Origin of the sequence: Micromonospora fulviviridis, assembly GCF_014648395.1 — a bacterium.
In the GTDB taxonomy this organism is placed as follows: Bacteria; Actinomycetota; Actinomycetes; order Mycobacteriales; family Micromonosporaceae; genus Micromonospora; species Micromonospora fulviviridis.
Map to the genome: position 1 here is coordinate 268574 of NZ_BMRA01000006.1, position 15993 is coordinate 284566.

The following is a 15993-nucleotide window of genomic DNA, read 5'->3' on the forward strand; positions in this document are numbered from 1 at the left end:
CCTCATCCTGCTGCGGAACCCGTCGGCTGGCCAGAGGGGTTGTGCCATGCTGGCAAAGCCGCAAAAGGCGCCAACCGGCGAAGGCCCCCACCGAGTGGATCTCTGCCGTATGGTGCGCTGATGCGTCGCCGCGTACCACTCACCCTGCTTCTCGCACCGCTGCTCGTCACCGCGTGCACCAGCGATCCCGCCGCCCCGGCCGCCGGCTCGTCCGCCCCCACGACCACGCCGAGCCCTACCGCCCCCGCCGTCGACTACACGGCCTGGCAGGCCGGACGCTCGACCCCGGTGGCCGACAAGGTCTACCCGGCCCGGGGCACCGACGCCCTGGACGTCCTGCACTACGACCTGGCGTTGGACTGGGCGCCGTCGACCAAGGTCCTCACGGGCACCGCCACCCTGCGGATCCGGCCCACCAGGGACGCTCCCGCCCTCGTACTCGACTTCATGCCCTACCAGGTCGACGGGGTGACGCTGGACGACGCGACGGTCACCGGCACCGTCGCCAAGGAGAAGCTGACCGTGACCGCGCCGGTCGTCGCCGACAAGCCGGTGACGCTGGTGGTCAAGTACCACGGCAAGCCCAAGACCACGCCCATGCCGTCGCACCGCAAGGACGTGGAGGACCTGGGCCTCACCGTCACCAAGGAGGGCGGCCTCTGGACGATGCAGGAGCCGTTCGGGGCCTTCACCTGGTACCCGGCGAACGACCAGCCGTCCGACGAAGCCCTCTACGACATCCGGGTGACCGTGCCGGCCGGCTGGTCCGCGATCGCCAGCGGCACCCCGGCCGGGCAGTCCGGGACCACGTTCACCTACCGCAGCACCGACCCCGTCGCGTCGTACCTGACCACCCTTGCAGTCGGGAAGTACCAGAAGCTGACCGCCAAGGGGCCACGGGGCATTCCGCTGACCTTCTGGTACCGCAAGGGCGCCGACGACAAGCTGCTGCCGTACCTCAAGAAGTCCCCGCAGTACCTGGCCTGGCTGGAGAAGAAGTTCGGACCCTACCCGTTCCCGTCCGGTGGCGTCGTGGTGGTGGACTCGGCCTCCGGCATGGAGACCCAGCAGATGATCACGATGGGCCGGAAGATCGAGAACACCAAGGCCCGCCGGGACCGCTGGGGAGGCGACCTGCTGCACGAGTACGCCCACCAGTGGTTCGGCGACTCCGTCACGCCGACCACCTGGACCGACCTGTGGCTGAACGAGGGCTGGGCCCAGTACGCCCAGGACCTGTACACCAAGGAGACCCTGCACCTCAGCGACGCCAGCCTGGACCGGTACCTGCGCGACGCCGACGCCGCCATGCGCAAGAAGCTCGGCCCGCCCGGCAAGCCCAACCCGAAGAACTTCGCCGAGGGCAACGTCTACCTGTGCCCGGAGGCCATGCTCCACGAGATCCACCGGCAGTTGGGTGACAAGGCCTTCTTCGCGATGGCCCGCGCCTGGGTGCAGGAGCAGCGCAACACCCAGCAGGACCGGGCGTCGTTCATCGCCTTCGTCAACAAGCAGACCGGGCGCGACTTCACCAAGCTCATCAACACCTGGCTGGACTCGAAGACCACGCCGAAGTCGATCACCGTCGCCCGAGCATGAAGCAGCTCAGCCGCCGTGCCCGCGACCTCGGGATCGTCGTCGGGTCGCTGCCGACCGGGCGGCACAACGCGATCACCGATGTCGCCGGGGTCCTGGTCGGGCACACCACCATCGACGACGGCGCCGACCTGCACACCGGAGTCACCGCCGTCGTGCCGAGCCAACTCGGCCCTGGGCGGTGGACTCTGCCGGCCGCCGTGTACTCCGGCAACGGCCACGGGAAACTCGTCGGCTCGACCCAGGTGGACGAACTCGGCGTACTGGAGTCGCCGGTCGTCCTGACCGCCACGCTGTCCGTGTTCCGGGTCGCGGACGCGCTGCTGGGTTACCTGATGGACCGGCGGCCGGACGGCCTGTCGTTCAACCCGCTGGTGGGCGAGACCAACGACGGCCACCTGTCAGCCATCCGCCGGCGTCCGATCACCAGGGAACACGTGCTCGCCGCCATCACCCAGGCGTCCGGCGAACCGCCGGCGGAGGGCTGCGTGGGGGCCGGCACCGGCACCACGGCGCTGGGCTTCAAGGCGGGCATCGGCACCTCGTCCAGGACGGTGCGGCTGGCCGACCGTGCGGTGACGGTCGGCGCCCTCGTCCAGTCGAACTTCGGCGGGGTGCTGACCGCGCTCGGCGTCCCGCTGCCGGCCGACGAGCTGATCCCGGGCGCCGACCACGTTGAACCACCCGGCAACTCGTGCATGATCGTGGTGGCCACCGACGCGCCCCTGGATTCGCGGCAGCTCGGGCGGCTCGCCCGGCGGGCGGTCTTCTCGATGGGGCGGGTCGGCGCGTCGTTCAGCAACGCCAGCGGCGACTACGGGATCGCCTTCAGCACGGCACCGCCGGACCAGCTACCCATCCCCGACGGGGAGATCAACCCCGTCTTCGCCGCCGTGATGGACGCGGTGGAGGAAGGGCTGCTCAATTCGCTGTTCACCGCCGCCACCACCACCGGTGTCGGTGGTCGCACCAGTCACGCCGTTCCACATGCGGAGGTGATCCGGCGGTTGTCAGCCGCCGGGCGGCTGGCGGCGCCTCCGCCGGTGGCGGAGCCGGGTATGTGAGGGCAGCGGCCTCGCCGGCAGTCACAAGCAGGCGGCGCCGCGGCGAATGGTTGCCGCCAGACCGGGTAGCCGATCCCTTCACGTCCCGATCGAGGGGAGCGGGTCCATGAGCGGCAGGCGCGTGCCACAAGGGTTTGTTGAGCGACAGTCCCGCGCCGGTGCGGTCACCATGAACTACGTCCGCGGTGGCCAGGGACCTCCGTTGCTGCTGCTGCACGGCTACCCGCAGTCGTGGTACATGTGGCGCCACGTCCTGCCCGAGCTGGCCCGCTCCTTCGAGGTGATCGCCCCGGACCTGCGCGGATTCGGTGCCACCGACGCCCCCGAGGACGGCTACGACAAGAAGACCGTCGCCGCCGATGTGCACGGTCTGCTGACGTCACTCGGCCTCGACCGCGACCTGCGGATCATCGGCCATGACCTCGGCACGATGGTCGCCTACGCCTACTGCGCGGCCCACCCCGACACGGTGACCCGAGCGGTGCTGACCGAGGCGCCCATCCCCGACGAGAGCGTCTACAGCTTCCCCGCCCTCGGTGCGGCAGGTCCGGCCCTCTGGAACTTCGGCTTCTTCAACGTCACCAACGGGCTGCCCGAGAGGCTGACAGCCGGCCGCGAAGATCTGTGGGTGGAGCTGTTCACCGATGCGCTCATGATTCAGAAGGGCAGCCTCACACCCGACGATGTCGAGGAGTACAGCCGCCACCTGCGCGACGAAGCCCATCGGAAAGCGAGCTTCGAATACTTCCGGGCGATCCCTCAGGACATCACCGACAACATCGCGCACCGCAAGACGAAGCTGGGCATGCCCGTGCTCGTCATCGCGGCGCGAGCCAGCCTCGGCGACACGATGGCCGAGCAGGTGAAACAGTACGCGACCTCCGTCACCGCCCACGTCCTCGAAGACAGCGGCCACTGGCTGTTCGAAGAGCAGCCCCGCCAACTCCTCGATCTTGTTCTGCCCTTCCTGCGGGACCAGACCTGACACGGCCCCTCGGCTGACCGGGACTGAACACCCGCAGGAGTAACGCCGTCGACCGTCGCCATCGCGGCGCACGTCGACGCGTCGCTGAGCCCGCGTCGGCTCGTGACGGCACACACAGAGCGCACGGCCCGCCATGCCGGAACGACCCCGTGGACCAGAATCGACGCATGAGCCATGATCCGGTTTCGGTGGTCCGGGACTTTCTGCAGGTCGTCCGCTCGGGAGCCGATCCGAGCCACGCCGGCCGCCTGATGGCGACCACGGTGATCGCCCACCAGGTGCAGGCCGAGGACCCGGCGACGATCACGCGCACGCCGCAGGAGTACGCCGAGCATGTCGAGGAGATGCTCGCGGCCTACGGGCCGTTCCGCCTGGAGATCGACGAGCTGTTCGGTTCCGGCGACAAGGTGTACGCGCGCTGGACCCAGAAGGGTGTCCACATCGGGGACGTCGATGGCATCGCCCCCACCGGCCGGCCGATCACGCAGGTGACCAGCTGTGTGTACCGGGTCGCCGACGGGAGGATCGCGGAGTACTGGATCCAGATCGACCGGTGGGGACTGCGAGCGCAGATCGCTGCCTGACGGGTGGCGGCCGCACACCGCGGCGATGCGATCGTTGCCGCCACGCCCCGGGCAGTGGGCCGTCGAACGCCGATCAAGAAGATCAACGCGCCGAATGGACAGCCGGTCGGCCGGAGTTGTGTGCGCAGGTGGGGTCACTCGGCGTCGCGTCGGCGGTAGCGGACCATCTTGTCGCGGCTGCCGCAGACCTCCATGGAGCACCAACGGCGGCTACCCGCCCGCGACGCGTCCAGATACAGCAGGGTGCACGTGTCACGGGAGCATTCGCGCAGGCGGTTGGCGTGGGGGCCGCCGAGCAGGTCGACGCCGTCGTGAGCCACGAGCGCCAGCAACTCGCCGGCGGTCGGTTTCACGAGACGCTTCTCCGAACCGTCCGCCGTGAGCCGGACCGCGGGTGGCGCCTTGGCCGCCCAGCCGTTCACCACGTCGATGGCCCGCCGGTCCAGCGGTTCCCCGAGAACCCGGCCACGCATCAGCCGGTAGAGGGCTTCGCGCAGCTCAAGGGCGCTGCGGTGGGTCGCGGCGGAAACCGGCACGGGGCTGGCGGTCAGCCCCGCCTCGACGAACCAGCGCGCGAGATCGGCCGGGGCGGGAACGCGTTCGACGCCGCGGTCGCGCCACCGCAGGCCGCGGGTCGCGGTGAGGTCGACCGAGACCCGCCCGCCGACGAACCGGAAGGCCGCCTCATCCTGAAACACCACCCGATGATACTGGTTCAACCGGTAACAGAGATCACTTCGCACATGCTGTTGCGTTACCGGCTGGACCAGTAACGTCTCGGCGTATGAGGATTCTTGTCGTCGGGGCGGGCGCGACCGGAGGCTACTTCGGAGCCCAGCTCCAGCAGGCCGGCCGGGACGTCACCTTCCTCGTCCGGCCCAGGCGCGCCGACGTGCTCCGCGAGCGCGGGCTGCGCATCACCGGCCTGGGGACCGAGACCGTGCTCACGCCACGGCTGCTCACCGCCGCCGACATCGACGGGCACTACGACATCGTCCTCGTCTCGGTGAAGGCGACCGCGCTGCCGGCGGCGATCGACGACGTCGCCGCCGCGGTCGGTCCGCGTACCACGGTGATCCCGTTCCTGAACGGCATGGCGCACATGGACGCGCTGAACGAGCGGTTCGGCGCGGAGGCCGTACTCGGCGGGGTGGTCCGGGTCCTCACCACGCTCGACGCCGAGGGTGACATCGTCCGGCTGGGCGCCCTGGCCGAGATCGTCATCGGCGAACAGCGGGGCGGCACGTCGCAGCGCGTCGCGCGGCTCGCCGAGGTGCTGTCCGGCGCGGGCTTCGACCTGCTCGTCTCGCCGGACATCCGCGGAGCCATGTGGCACAAGTGGGTGTTCATCAGCACGCTCGGCGCCCTCAACACCCTGGTACGCGGCTCGGTGGGCGACGCCATGGCCGTTCCCGGAGGCGAACGCCTCGGCCCGCAGATCGCGGCTGAGGCCGCGGCCGTCGCCGCCGCGGCCGGGTATCCGGTGCCGACGCAGACCCTCGACACCGTCCGGGCCTTCATGACCCGGCCCGGCTCGGCCGACACCGCCTCGCTCTACCGGGACCTGGTCGCCGGGCAGCCGACCGAGGCCGAGCAGATCTTCGGCGACCTCACGGCACGGGCCCGTGCGCTCGGCGTACCCACGCCACTGCTGGACGCCACCACGGTGGCTCTGCGCGTGCACGAACAGCACGTCGGACGCCCGGACATGGTCGAGACCGTGGCCTCCCCGTCGACGGCACGCTGAACCCCGCAGCCGGGGCCGGGTGCCACAATCCTCGTATGCCGTCGGACGCCTGGGCCGCGTTGGCGAACCCGTTCGTGGAAGGTGCCTACGCCTCGGTGAAGGGGCAGGTGCGGACGTACGTCCTCCACGCTCAGCTGCTGCGGCATCTTCCTGAGCCGCCGGCGAGCGTCCTCGACGTCGGCGGGGGAGCGGCCCACCAGTCGTTGCCGCTGGCCCGACTCGGCTACGACGTGACCGTCCTGGACCCGTCGCCGGCCATGCTCGCCAAGGCCGAGCGGCGGCTGGACGACGAGCCGGACGACGTCCGGCGGCGGGTCCGGCTGGTCGAGGCGCCCGGTGAGCAGGCGGAGGCGGCGACCGGTGGGCAGCGGTTCGCGGCGGTGCTCTGCCACGGCGTGCTCATGTACCTCGAACGACCCGAGCCGCTGGTCTCCGCGCTGTGCCGCTGCGCCGAGCCCGGAGGGGTCGTCTCTGTCATGGCGCTCAACGCCCGTACGCTGGCCGTCCGCCCGGCCCTCGACCACCGCTGGGCCGACGCCCTGGCCGCCTTCGACGCGACCGGCGAGGTCGGGGTGCTCGGTGTCGACACCCGTGGCGACACCGTCGAGGGCCTGTCCCTCCTGCTGCGGCAGAACGGGGTGGCTCCCGAGGACTGGTACGGGGTCTGGTTGTTCTCGGACTGGCTGGACCTGCCGCCCGACGGCACGGATGTGGCGGCCGTGGCCGCCGTCGAGCTCGAAGCGAGCGTGCGGGACCCCTACCGGCAGCTCAGCCGGGTGTTTCACCTGGTCGGGCGAGCCCGGGCGGCACGTCCCTGAGCCTGGGCCCTGGCGGTCGACCGGGATGCCTGACTAAAGTCAGGTATATGGACCCGGATCTCATCGCCACCGTGCGGCGGTTCAACCGGACGGTCACCCAACGGGTGGGCGCTCTCGACGACCAGTACATGTCCCGCGACCGGCCCCTGGCCCAGGCGCGGCTGCTGTGGGAGATCGGTCCCGACGGCGCCGAGGTGGCGGCGCTGCGGGCCCGGCTCGGCCTGGACTCCGGGTACCTCAGCCGGCTCCTGCGCACCCTGGAGGGCGACGGGCTGGTGAGCGTCGGCCCGGCCGACCGTGCCGGCGGCGACGGACGGGTACGCGTCGCCACGCTCACCCGAGCCGGCCGGGCGGAGTGGGCCGAGCTGGACGAGCGGTCCGACGAACTGGCTCTGTCGATCCTCGAACCGCTCAGCGACCGGCGTCGCGAGCGCCTGGTCACGGCGATGGCGGAGGTGGAGCGGCTGCTCGTCGGCTCGATGGTGGTCGTCGAGCCCTGCCCGCCCGGAGACCCCCGCGCCCGTGCCTCCGTGCGGGCGTACGCGCGCGAGATCGCGCAGCGCTTCGACGACGGATTCGACCCGGCGCTCAGCAAGCCGGTCCGCGACGAGGAACTCGTCCCACCCGCCGGCGTGTTCCTGCTCGCCACCCTCAACGGGGAGCCGGTCGGCTGCGGCGCGATCAAGCTGCACACCGGCGCGCCCGCGGAGATCAAGCGGGTGTGGGTGGCCGACAGCGTCCGGGGGCTCGGTGTCGGTCGACGCCTGCTGGACCAGCTGGAACGGTACGCCGCCGAGCGCGGTTGGAGCGCCGTCCGGCTGGACACCAACCGCAACCTGACCGAGGCGATCGCCCTGTACCGCGCCGCCGGCTACCAGGAGATCGAGCCGTACAACGACGAGCCCTACGCACACCACTGGTTCGAGAAGCGCCTGGCGCCCTGAGTTGACCGGCCCTCATATCGGGGCGATACGACCCGAAGAGTATGGCCAGCAAATCCATTGATCTCAATATGCTGTCCGCAATCTCGAATCAGGTGCGCTCCCCGAGGCGCACCGGTCCAGATGCGGAGGAACTCATGGTTCGCTGGCGCACCCTCACCGGCCTGTTGGCCGCCGCGTTGGCCGCGGTGACCGCGGGCAGCCTCACTCTCGCCGCACCCGCCGTCGCCGACGCCGGTCCGGCGACGCCGTACGTCGTCGGCGGCGCCCGTGCCGCACAGGGCGAGTTCCCGTTCATGGTGCGGCTCTCGATGGGCTGCGGCGGCGCGCTGTACAGCCCCCGCCTGGTGCTCACCGCCGCGCACTGCGTCGGCGCCACGGGCACCAACACCAGCATCACGGCAACCCTGGGCGTGGTGGATCTCCAGTCGTCCAGCCGGATCACGGTCCGGTCGAACTACGTCTACCGAGCCCCGGGCTACAACGGCAACGGCAAGGACTGGGCGCTGATCCGCCTGGCCACCCCGGTCACCAGCCTGAGCACCCTGAAGATCGCCAACACCACCGCCTACGACAACGGCACCTTCACGATCGCCGGCTGGGGCGCGGCGCGCGAAGGGGGCGCGCAGCAGCGGTACCTGCTCAAGGCGACCGTGCCGTTCGTCAGTGACGCCACCTGCAACGCCAACTACGGCGGCGACATCATCCCGGCCGAGGAGATCTGCGCCGGCTACGCCAGCGGTGGCGTGGACACCTGCCAGGGCGACTCGGGCGGTCCGATGTTCCGCCGCGACGCCAGCAACGCCTGGATCCAGGTCGGCATCGTCAGCTGGGGCAACGGCTGCGCACGGCCCAACTACCCGGGCGTCTACACCCAGGTCAGCTATTTCGCCTCGGCCATCGCCTCGGCCGCGGCGGGCCTCGGCGGCTGACCGCACGGCCTGACGGGCGGCCCGGCGTACGACCAGCCGGGCCGCCCTCTCGTGCGCCTCGTCCCAGGGCTGGTCAGGCGTAGAGCGGGCTGCCGGTCTCCAGCAACGACTTCAGATCGCTGAGGACCTCGGCCCAGCCGCCACCCGCGCCCTCGATCTCGCCGGCGACCTGCGCGAGGGTCTGCGGCGCGCCGGCCAGTTCGTGGGTCACGGTCAACGAGGAGACGCCTTCGCCCCGCTCCGCGATCTCGTACGTCAAGCGGGTGGCCGGCTCGTCCAGCCAGGTCGCCCGCCAGGTCTGGACCAGCCGCACCGGCGGGTCCACCTCGATCACTTCGCCCTCCACCGGCACCTCCGGCATGCCGGCCTCCTGGTGCTCGGGGATGGCCAGCGCCCGGTAGGTGCCGCCCGGCCGCAGGTCGTACTCGGCGATGCCCTGGTAGCCGTACCTCCGCGTCCACTCCGGCTTCGTGATCGCGTCCCAGATCGCCTGCGGGGTGGCCTTGATGTAGACGCGGTAGACCTTGGTGGTCCCGGTCGTCGTCGTGGTGGTCATGGCTTCTCCTTCGGGTCGTCGCGTTCGAGTTCCGCCTTGAGGTCCAGCAGTGTCGCGGTGTGATGCTCGGTGTACTTGTCGATCCACCGGTCGTGGATCGACCGGATCGGCACGGGATTGAGGAAGTGCAGCTTCTCCCGGCCCTGCCGTCTGGTGACCACGAGACCGGCGTCCTCGAGCAGGCGCAGGTGCTTCATGACGCCGAAGCGGGTCATCGCCAGCTCGGACTCCAGCTCCGTCAACGTCTGGCCGTCGCGGACGAAGAGCCGGTCGAGCAGGGCGCGTCGGGTCGGGTCGGCGAGCGCCTTGAACACCAGATCGTCGTCGTCGCTCACGGGACCAGAATAGGTGACCAGATGGTCACATGTCAACGACGGCGAGGGCAGTGAGCTGGCTCGGTTCGGCTCTCCGGCCCGACGCGGGGGAGGAGGCGATCGACAGGTGGCGGCTGTGGCGGACCGTCGCCGGCGCTCAGGGGCGGTCGGCGACCATCACCCGGCTGTGGCGCAGCGACGTGGCGCGGCGGACCGGGAGGGCCAGCGCCCGCGCCGCGTCGAGCAGGGCGCGGTCGCGCTTGTCCTGCTGGGTGGCCGGCTGGTCGACCTCGAACACCGCCACCCCGGCGAGCTCCGGCATCCGCCAGGCGCGGCCGTCCAGCCCGGCGCCGAGGATCACCAGCTGTGGGGACGGGTGGGCGCGGACCGCCTCGTCGATGGCGATCGTCCGGGGCGCCATCAGTTCGGCGGCCGCGCGTACCGTCTCGTAGTCGACCCGCTGCTGCCACGTCCGGGGCGGCACACCGTCGCGTACCCACTGGACGGCCTCCCGCTCGTCGGGGCGCAGCAGCGGCAGGGCGGTGGGATCCGCGAAGCGGCCCGGCGCGATGAGCGCGTCCGCGGCGGCGCGACCCTGGCACACCAGCACCGCGGTGCGGCTCGCCCGCGGAGTTCTCGACATTTGCCGTCAGCCGTCGATCCGGGTGATGTTGCGGATCTTGTTGGCGGCGTCCAGGGCGGCCACCTTGTACGCCTCGGCCAGCGTCGGATAGTTGAAGACCGCGTCCACGAGGTAGTCGACCGTGCCGCCGCAGCCCATCACCGCCTGCCCGACGTGGACGATCTCGGTGGCACCGGTCCCGAACACGTGCACGCCGAGCAGCCGCCCGTCGTCCGGCGAGACGAGCAGCTTCAACATGCCGTACGAGTCACCGACGATCTGGCCCCGGGCCAGCTCGCGGTAGCGGGCGATGCCCACCTCGAACGGGGTCGAGCTGTCGGTCAGCTGCTCCTCGGTCCTCCCGACGAAGCTGATCTCCGGGATCGTGTAGATGCCGATCGGCTGCAACTCGGGCATGGCGCGGACCGGCTCGCCGCAGGCGTGCTGCGCGGCCAGCCGGCCCTGCTCCATCGACGTCGACGCCAACGCCGGGAAGCCGATCACGTCGCCGACGGCGTAGATGTTGTCCACCGCGGTGCGGTAGGTCGCGTCGACCTGGATCCGGCCCCGACGATCCGCCGCCAGACCGGCCGCCTCCAGCGCCAGGTCGTCGGTCTGGCCCTGGCGACCGGCGGAGTACATGACCGTGTCGGCGACGATCTTCTTCCCACTCTTCAGAATGCACAGCGCGGCGGTCTGGTGCTTCTCCACGGCGGCGACCTCCTCGCCGAAGCGGAAGGTCACGGACAGGTCCCGCAGGTGGTACTTGAGCGACTCGACGATCTCCTCGTCGCAGAAGTCGAGCATCCGGTCGCGGCGCTCCACCACGGTCACCTTGGTGCCGAGGGCGGCGAACAGGGAGGCGTACTCCATGCCGATCACACCGGCGCCCACCACGACCATGCTGCGGGGTACGGCCTGGAGGTTGATGACCCCGTCGGAGTCCACGATGGTGCGGTCGTCGAAGTCGACGCTGTCCGGGCGGGCCGGCCGGGTGCCGGCGGCGATGACGATCTTGTCGAAGGTGACCCGGGACTCGCGGCCGGAGCCGCCGTCGACCCAGACCGCGTGCGCGTCGGCGAACCGGCCGGTGCCGGTGATCATCGCGACCCGGTTGCGGGCCAGTTGGTTGCGGATGACGTCGGTCTGCCGGCTGATCACGTGCTGGGTGCGGGCGGCCAGGTCGCTGACCGTGATCTCCTCCTTGACCCGGTAGCTGCTGCCGTAGAGGTCCCGCTGGCTCAGGCCGGTCAGGTAGAGGACGGCCTCGCGCAGCGTCTTGGACGGGACGGTGCCGGTGTTGATGCACACCCCACCGATCATGTCGCGGCGGTCGACGATGCCGACCCGCCGGCCGAGCTTGGCCGCGGCGATCGCGGCCTTCTGACCGCTCGGTCCGGAGCCCAGCACCAGCAGGTCGTAGTCGTACACAACCGTCAGCGTGGCAGCATGTCCCGGCGCGCGCCAGAGGTGCCCGGCGATCTATACCCGGCAGCCGGTCATGCCGGTGGCCCGGCCGGCCGGGCCACCAGTGCGGCCAGTTTCTTCGGGGCCAGGACGCAGTAGCTCTCGGTGAGCAGCTCGCCGACCTCGTCCCAGTCGACCCCGTCGCCGAGCACCATGCCGACGACGTCGGCGCCCCAGTCGGGCTTGTAGAACGGGTGGCCGCCGGCGAGCAGTCCGGCGATCTCGTCGCCGGGGGAGCGGAAGGTCATGACGCAGATCGGTTCGTCGCTGGCGGCGGCCCGGGCATAGGCGGCCTGGTGGTCGGGGCCGACGGTGAGGACGTGGGCGAAGGTCCGCTTGCGGATCCGCCAGCGGGTGCCCACCCACGCCGGCTCCTCGTAGGCTTCCGGCAGCCCGAGGCAGACGGGCCGGAGCCGATCGAGGATGTCGGGTGGGACGTCGCCAGGATCGGTCACGCGCGGGACGTTACGCGGCCCCTCCGACAGTTCCGCGCGATCGCCGCTCCGTGCCAGCACCTGGGTCACGCGCTTCGTCCGGAGCGCGTACCCTCTGCCGGGTGATCCGCAGGACGGGGCGTGCCTCGCTGGCGGCGCTGACGGCGGTCGCGCTCGGCGTCGCCGGATGCGCCGCCGAATCGACCGGCTCGGCGCCGGTCTGGCGCGGGGCGACGTCGGGTCCGACGGCGTCGGCCACCGGCACCGCGACGCCGAGCGCGCCGGTCGAGGTGCGGCTGGCCTTCGCCGGTGACGTCCATTTCACCGGTCGCACCCTGCGCCTGCTCGACGATCCGGAGACGGCGTTCGGGGCGATCGCGTCGACGCTGCGCGACGCCGACGTCACGCTGGTCAACCTGGAGACGGCGGTGACCGACCGGGGCACCCCGGAGCCGAAGACCTACCACTTCCGGGCTCCGAAGACCGCCTTCACGGCGTTGCGCGCGGCCGGGGTCGACGCGGTGTCGATCGCCAACAACCACATCCTCGACTACGGCCGGCAGGGGCTCTCCGACACCGTCGACGCCGCGAGGGAGGCCCGGTTCCCGGTGTTCGGCGCGGGCCGGGACGCCGACGCGGCGTACGCGCCGTGGTTCACCACGGTACGGGGGCTGCGGATCGCGGTGCTCGGCATGTCGCAGGTGCACGACCTGGCCGGGTCGTGGCGGGCGACGGACACCCGGTCGGGGGTGGCGATGGCGTTCGATCCGGCCCGGGCCACCGCCGCGGTGCGTTCGGCGCGGGAGCGGGCCGACCTGGTCATCGTCTTCATGCACTGGGGCATCGAGGGCAACTCGTGCCCGAGCGGGGAGATGAAGACGTTCGCCGGACGGCTGTCCGAGGCCGGCGCCGACATCGTGGTCGGTGCGCACGCGCACACGCTGCTGGCCGACGGATGGCTGGGCCGGACCTACGTGCACTACGGACTGGGTAACTTCCTCTGGTACAGCACGTCGCACAGCACGGACTCCGGCGTGCTGAAGCTGGTCGTACGCGGCCGGACGGTGGTGGACAGCCGGTTCGTCCCGGCGACGGTCTCCGGCGGCGGCCAGCCGGTACCGGCCACCGGGGCCGGCAGGCAGCGCATCCTCGACAACCTCGCCACCGCGCAGCGGTGCACCGGCCTGGCGGCGAAGCGCCCCGGATAGCGTGACCGAAGGCGCCTGACACCGAGGTGGCCGGTCAGGTCGCCCGACCATCTCGGCCCGTCGACGGCGTCAGACCAGGAGGATCTCCCGCATCCTCGCGCCCGGATTGATGCGGCCGACCACCCGGGGACCCGCCGGGTCGTACACGTCGAGGGTGTTGTTGCGGCGCATCAGCTCGCGGACCGCGGGTGGCAGCCGGGGCGGGTCGTCCATGGCCGCGAGGACCTGCCCGGCGGTCGAGATCAGGCGATCGGCCAGCGCGGCGGCGTCGGTGTCCACTCGCACCCGGCCGTACTCCCAGCCTGCCGTGGTGAGATCGAGGAGTTCGAAAACGTGGGTCACGACCGGGTTCGGATCGGTCACCCGGCCGAGCCGGGACGCGCGGCCGCCGACCACCGCGACGGCGGCGGCCACCTGCGCGTACGGGTGGAAGCCGCTCGGCAGCGCGAACAGTGGCCAGCGCAGCGCCAGGCCGGCCTCCTTCCACAGCGGCCGGTAGTTCCGGCGGTGCACCAGGAGCCGCCGGCCCGTCCGCCGGTGCACGTCGTGGGCCTGGGCCCGGAGGTCGGCGTGAGCCTCCTCAGCGGCCTCGCCCACGATCCGGGCCGCCACCACCAGGCCGTCGTCGCCGGTCAGCAGCCCGCTGACCGCCTCGACCTGGTCGGGAAACCGGATCCGGGCGTGGGCACCGTAGCGCTGCTGGACGTCGCGCAGCAGTGCCTGCTGCCGCGCCGGATCGAGCTGGACCCGCCTGCCACCCAGCAACCGCCGGAGCCAACGCATCTCGCCTCGTTTCAGCAGCCGTCCCGGACCGCGGCAATGCTAGTGCGTCGGGTGTCTCTCGTAAGGTGATGGGGTGGCTGAACGATCTCTGACCTTGATGGCGGTGCACGCGCACCCCGACGACGAGGCGACGAGCACCGGTGGCATCCTCGCCCGGTACGCGGCGGAGGGCATCACGACAGTGCTCGTGACCTGCACGGACGGGCGGTGCGGCGACGGGCCCGGCGGAGTCAAGCCGGGCGACCCCGGGCACGACCCGGAGGCCGTGGTGGCGATGCGCACGGCCGAGTTGACGGTCAGTTGCGAGGCGTTGAAGGTCACCCACCTGGAGACGCTCGGCTACGCCGACTCCGGGATGATGGGTTGGGCGACCAACGACCTGCCCGGCGCGTTCTGGAACACGCCGGTGGAAGAGGCCGCCGACCGGCTGGCCGAGTTGATCCGGCACTACCGGCCCGATGTCGTGGTCACCTACGACGAGAACGGCTTCTACGGCCACCCGGACCACATCCAGGCGCACCGCATCACCATGGCTGCCGTCGAGCGGACCGACATCCCCGCGAAGGTGTACTGGACCACCGTGCCGCGCAGCGCGTTCCAGGAGTTCGGCCGCGTCATGAAGGAGATCGGCGTCGAGTTCCCCGAGCCGGACGGGCCGTCGGAGGAGATGCCGCAGCTCGGCCTGCCCGACGACGAGATCACCACCTGGGTGGACACCAGCGCCTACGGCGGGCAGAAGTTCGAATCGTTGGCCGCGCACGCCAGCCAGGCCGAGAATATCTTCTTCCTGCAACTGGGTCAGGACCGGTTCACCGAGCTGATGGGCGTCGAGACCTTCGTCCGGGTCCGCGACACCACCAACGCGCCCACGCCCGAGGACGACCTGTTCGCCGGACTGCGCTGACCTCGCCGGCTCACGCTCGAACGCCTGCCTGACGACCGAGGAAAGGCGCCTCCTCCGGTGTGTGGCCCGGCCACCCGGGTACCCGCAGGGCCCGTGAACCAGCTCAGGGGGAGGCGGCATGAGCGACGCGACCGGGCATCCGGGCCGGTATGGGCACAGCGGCAGCCCGACCGACCGTCTGGCGCAGGACGTCGCGGACGTCGTCCGCGAGGAGGTCCGCGCCGTCCGCGGGCAACTGACCGAGGCGGCTCGCCCGGCCGGGCTCGGGATCGTGCTGCTGGCCGCCGCCGGAGGCTGCCTGGTCCTCGGCGCCGGTGCGGCCTCCACCACGGTCCTGCGCCTGCTGGAGGCGTTCCTGCCTCGCCGGCTGGCCGCCGCGGGCCTCACCGCCGGCTACCTGGCCACCGCCGTGGTTCTCGGCGGGATGGGGCTGGAGCAGCTGCGCGCGGCAGGTGGCAGTTCCGCCCGACTCGCCGACGAGGTGCGGGACATGGTGTCGGCGACCGCCTCCCGGGTGGTCCCGGCCGGCACCGACGCCGCCCGTGACGAGCTGGGCCGCTGACGCGGACCGGACGGGAGGGTTGTCATGCCGGACAAGCACGAGCAGGCCGAGCAGATGCGCGACGACGTGCCGTCGACCGTCGCGCGCTCCGACGACAAGGCGGTCCGCACGTACAAGAAGACGCTGGAGTCGGCGGAGGAGACCTACGGCGACGGGGAACGCGCGCACCGCACCGCGTACGCGTCGTTGAAGCACACCCACGAGAAGGTCGGCGACCACTGGGAGCCCAAGGAGCGCAAAGGGCCGTCCGATCCGCAGGCCGCTCAGGGCACCCCGGCCTCCCGCGACCGGAGCCGCCCCACCGCCCAAGGGGTCGACGCCAACGCCAGTACGGGGCACCTCCAGGACGTGGCCCGCCGGGTGGGCATCGACGATCCGCAGAGCCTGAACAGGGACGAGCTGGTCCGAGCCATCGAGAAGGCCAACGCCCGGGCCACCGCCCGCGCCCGGCGGAGGTGAACGCCGAAGCCCTCCAG

At 71.4% G+C, this 15993-nt stretch carries 19 protein-coding genes; 12 read left to right on the forward strand and 7 right to left on the reverse strand.

Annotated elements, in window-relative coordinates:
• Positions 1-120 precede the first annotated feature (120 nt).
• The 4 genes from IEY96_RS18075 to IEY96_RS18090 all read left to right on the forward strand — a co-directional run bounded on the left by IEY96_RS18075 (position 121) and on the right by IEY96_RS18090 (position 4229).
• Positions 121-1599 carry a M1 family metallopeptidase gene (locus IEY96_RS18075; RefSeq protein WP_189195962.1) on the forward strand — a complete coding sequence of 493 codons (1479 nt, stop codon included), beginning with the start codon at positions 121-123 and terminating at the stop codon, positions 1597-1599.
• Positions 1596-2660 (forward strand): P1 family peptidase, encoded by a 1065-nt coding sequence (locus IEY96_RS18080; RefSeq protein WP_189195963.1) that lies wholly within the window; start codon positions 1596-1598, stop codon positions 2658-2660. Before IEY96_RS18075 ends, IEY96_RS18080 begins: the two co-directional genes overlap by 4 nt.
• A 202-nt stretch (positions 2661-2862) precedes the next feature.
• The gene (locus tag IEY96_RS18085; protein WP_229791681.1) at positions 2863-3645 is read left to right on the forward strand and encodes an alpha/beta fold hydrolase; all 783 of its coding nucleotides are present in this window, start codon (positions 2863-2865) and stop codon (positions 3643-3645) included.
• Between the two features lie 167 nt (positions 3646-3812).
• On the forward strand, positions 3813-4229 hold the full coding sequence (locus IEY96_RS18090) for an ester cyclase (RefSeq protein WP_189195965.1): 417 nt from the start codon (positions 3813-3815) through the stop codon (positions 4227-4229).
• Positions 4230-4363: 134 nt separating this feature from the next.
• Here the strand turns inward: IEY96_RS18090 and IEY96_RS18095 are convergent, their stop codons facing one another.
• Entirely contained in the window at positions 4364-4948 is a 585-nt protein-coding gene (locus tag IEY96_RS18095; RefSeq protein ID WP_229791682.1) for a CGNR zinc finger domain-containing protein, read from the reverse strand.
• Between the two features lie 65 nt (positions 4949-5013).
• Between IEY96_RS18095 and IEY96_RS18100 the strand changes: the two genes are divergently transcribed.
• The 4 genes from IEY96_RS18100 to IEY96_RS18115 all read left to right on the forward strand — a co-directional run bounded on the left by IEY96_RS18100 (position 5014) and on the right by IEY96_RS18115 (position 8667).
• The gene (locus IEY96_RS18100) at positions 5014-5976 is read left to right on the forward strand and encodes a ketopantoate reductase family protein (protein WP_189195966.1); all 963 of its coding nucleotides are present in this window, start codon (positions 5014-5016) and stop codon (positions 5974-5976) included.
• Positions 5977-6011: 35 nt separating this feature from the next.
• The gene (locus IEY96_RS18105; protein ID WP_189195967.1) at positions 6012-6794 is read left to right on the forward strand and encodes a class I SAM-dependent methyltransferase; all 783 of its coding nucleotides are present in this window, start codon (positions 6012-6014) and stop codon (positions 6792-6794) included.
• A gap of 47 nt (positions 6795-6841) precedes the next feature.
• The gene (locus IEY96_RS18110; protein WP_189195968.1) at positions 6842-7738 is read left to right on the forward strand and encodes a helix-turn-helix domain-containing GNAT family N-acetyltransferase; all 897 of its coding nucleotides are present in this window, start codon (positions 6842-6844) and stop codon (positions 7736-7738) included.
• A 134-nt stretch (positions 7739-7872) separates the two neighbouring features.
• On the forward strand, positions 7873-8667 hold the full coding sequence (locus IEY96_RS18115; RefSeq protein ID WP_189195969.1) for a S1 family peptidase: 795 nt from the start codon (positions 7873-7875) through the stop codon (positions 8665-8667).
• Between the two features lie 73 nt (positions 8668-8740).
• On the opposite strand, the gene IEY96_RS18120 is transcribed toward IEY96_RS18115, so the two are convergent.
• From IEY96_RS18120 to IEY96_RS18140, 5 genes are all read right to left on the reverse strand, one after another.
• Positions 8741-9223 (reverse strand): SRPBCC domain-containing protein, encoded by a 483-nt coding sequence (locus IEY96_RS18120; protein WP_189195970.1) that lies wholly within the window; start codon positions 9221-9223, stop codon positions 8741-8743.
• Positions 9220-9558, reverse strand: coding sequence for an ArsR/SmtB family transcription factor (locus IEY96_RS18125; RefSeq protein WP_229791683.1), 339 nt, complete (start codon positions 9556-9558; stop codon positions 9220-9222). Before IEY96_RS18125 ends, IEY96_RS18120 begins: the two co-directional genes overlap by 4 nt.
• Positions 9559-9694: 136 nt before the next feature.
• Positions 9695-10180 (reverse strand): class I SAM-dependent methyltransferase, encoded by a 486-nt coding sequence (locus tag IEY96_RS18130; protein ID WP_189195971.1) that lies wholly within the window; start codon positions 10178-10180, stop codon positions 9695-9697.
• A gap of 6 nt (positions 10181-10186) precedes the next feature.
• Positions 10187-11590 (reverse strand): Si-specific NAD(P)(+) transhydrogenase, encoded by a 1404-nt coding sequence (sthA, locus tag IEY96_RS18135; RefSeq protein WP_189195972.1) that lies wholly within the window; start codon positions 11588-11590, stop codon positions 10187-10189.
• 68 nt (positions 11591-11658) lie between these two features.
• Positions 11659-12081 carry an MmcQ/YjbR family DNA-binding protein gene (locus IEY96_RS18140; protein WP_189195973.1) on the reverse strand — a complete coding sequence of 141 codons (423 nt, stop codon included), beginning with the start codon at positions 12079-12081 and terminating at the stop codon, positions 11659-11661.
• Between the two features lie 101 nt (positions 12082-12182).
• On the opposite strand from IEY96_RS18140, the gene IEY96_RS18145 reads away from it, so the two are divergent.
• The gene (locus tag IEY96_RS18145; RefSeq protein ID WP_189195974.1) at positions 12183-13268 is read left to right on the forward strand and encodes a CapA family protein; all 1086 of its coding nucleotides are present in this window, start codon (positions 12183-12185) and stop codon (positions 13266-13268) included.
• Between the two features lie 69 nt (positions 13269-13337).
• On the opposite strand, the gene IEY96_RS18150 is transcribed toward IEY96_RS18145, so the two are convergent.
• A complete protein-coding gene (locus IEY96_RS18150) occupies positions 13338-14051 on the reverse strand; it encodes a hypothetical protein (protein WP_189195975.1) in 714 nt (237 codons plus the stop codon).
• 73 nt (positions 14052-14124) lie between these two features.
• Here IEY96_RS18150 and IEY96_RS18155 point away from each other — a divergent pair, with 73 nt between their 5' ends.
• The 3 genes from IEY96_RS18155 to IEY96_RS18165 all read left to right on the forward strand — a co-directional run bounded on the left by IEY96_RS18155 (position 14125) and on the right by IEY96_RS18165 (position 15976).
• Complete coding sequence (locus IEY96_RS18155) at positions 14125-14955, forward strand: PIG-L family deacetylase (RefSeq protein WP_189195976.1); 831 nt, start codon at positions 14125-14127, stop codon at positions 14953-14955.
• A gap of 118 nt (positions 14956-15073) precedes the next feature.
• Positions 15074-15517, forward strand: coding sequence for a phage holin family protein (locus IEY96_RS18160; RefSeq protein WP_189195977.1), 444 nt, complete (start codon positions 15074-15076; stop codon positions 15515-15517).
• 24 nt (positions 15518-15541) lie between these two features.
• Complete coding sequence (locus IEY96_RS18165; RefSeq protein ID WP_229791684.1) at positions 15542-15976, forward strand: ChaB family protein; 435 nt, start codon at positions 15542-15544, stop codon at positions 15974-15976.
• The last annotated feature ends 17 nt before the right edge of the window (positions 15977-15993 follow it).

Coding starts and splice junctions, on each gene's coding strand:
- IEY96_RS18075 (WP_189195962.1), top strand. CDS start 121: ATGCGTCGCCGCGTACCACTCACCCTGCTTCTCGCACCGCTGCTCGTC.
- IEY96_RS18080 (WP_189195963.1), top strand. CDS start 1,596: ATGAAGCAGCTCAGCCGCCGTGCCCGCGACCTCGGGATCGTCGTCGGG.
- IEY96_RS18090 (WP_189195965.1), top strand. CDS start 3,813: ATGAGCCATGATCCGGTTTCGGTGGTCCGGGACTTTCTGCAGGTCGTC.
- IEY96_RS18100 (WP_189195966.1), top strand. CDS start 5,014: ATGAGGATTCTTGTCGTCGGGGCGGGCGCGACCGGAGGCTACTTCGGA.
- IEY96_RS18105 (WP_189195967.1), top strand. CDS start 6,012: ATGCCGTCGGACGCCTGGGCCGCGTTGGCGAACCCGTTCGTGGAAGGT.
- IEY96_RS18110 (WP_189195968.1), top strand. CDS start 6,842: ATGGACCCGGATCTCATCGCCACCGTGCGGCGGTTCAACCGGACGGTC.
- IEY96_RS18115 (WP_189195969.1), top strand. CDS start 7,873: ATGGTTCGCTGGCGCACCCTCACCGGCCTGTTGGCCGCCGCGTTGGCC.
- IEY96_RS18120 (WP_189195970.1), bottom strand. CDS start 9,223: ATGACCACCACGACGACGACCGGGACCACCAAGGTCTACCGCGTCTAC.
- IEY96_RS18130 (WP_189195971.1), bottom strand. CDS start 10,180: ATGTCGAGAACTCCGCGGGCGAGCCGCACCGCGGTGCTGGTGTGCCAG.
- IEY96_RS18150 (WP_189195975.1), bottom strand. CDS start 14,051: ATGCGTTGGCTCCGGCGGTTGCTGGGTGGCAGGCGGGTCCAGCTCGAT.
- IEY96_RS18160 (WP_189195977.1), top strand. CDS start 15,074: ATGAGCGACGCGACCGGGCATCCGGGCCGGTATGGGCACAGCGGCAGC.
- IEY96_RS18165 (WP_229791684.1), top strand. CDS start 15,542: ATGCCGGACAAGCACGAGCAGGCCGAGCAGATGCGCGACGACGTGCCG.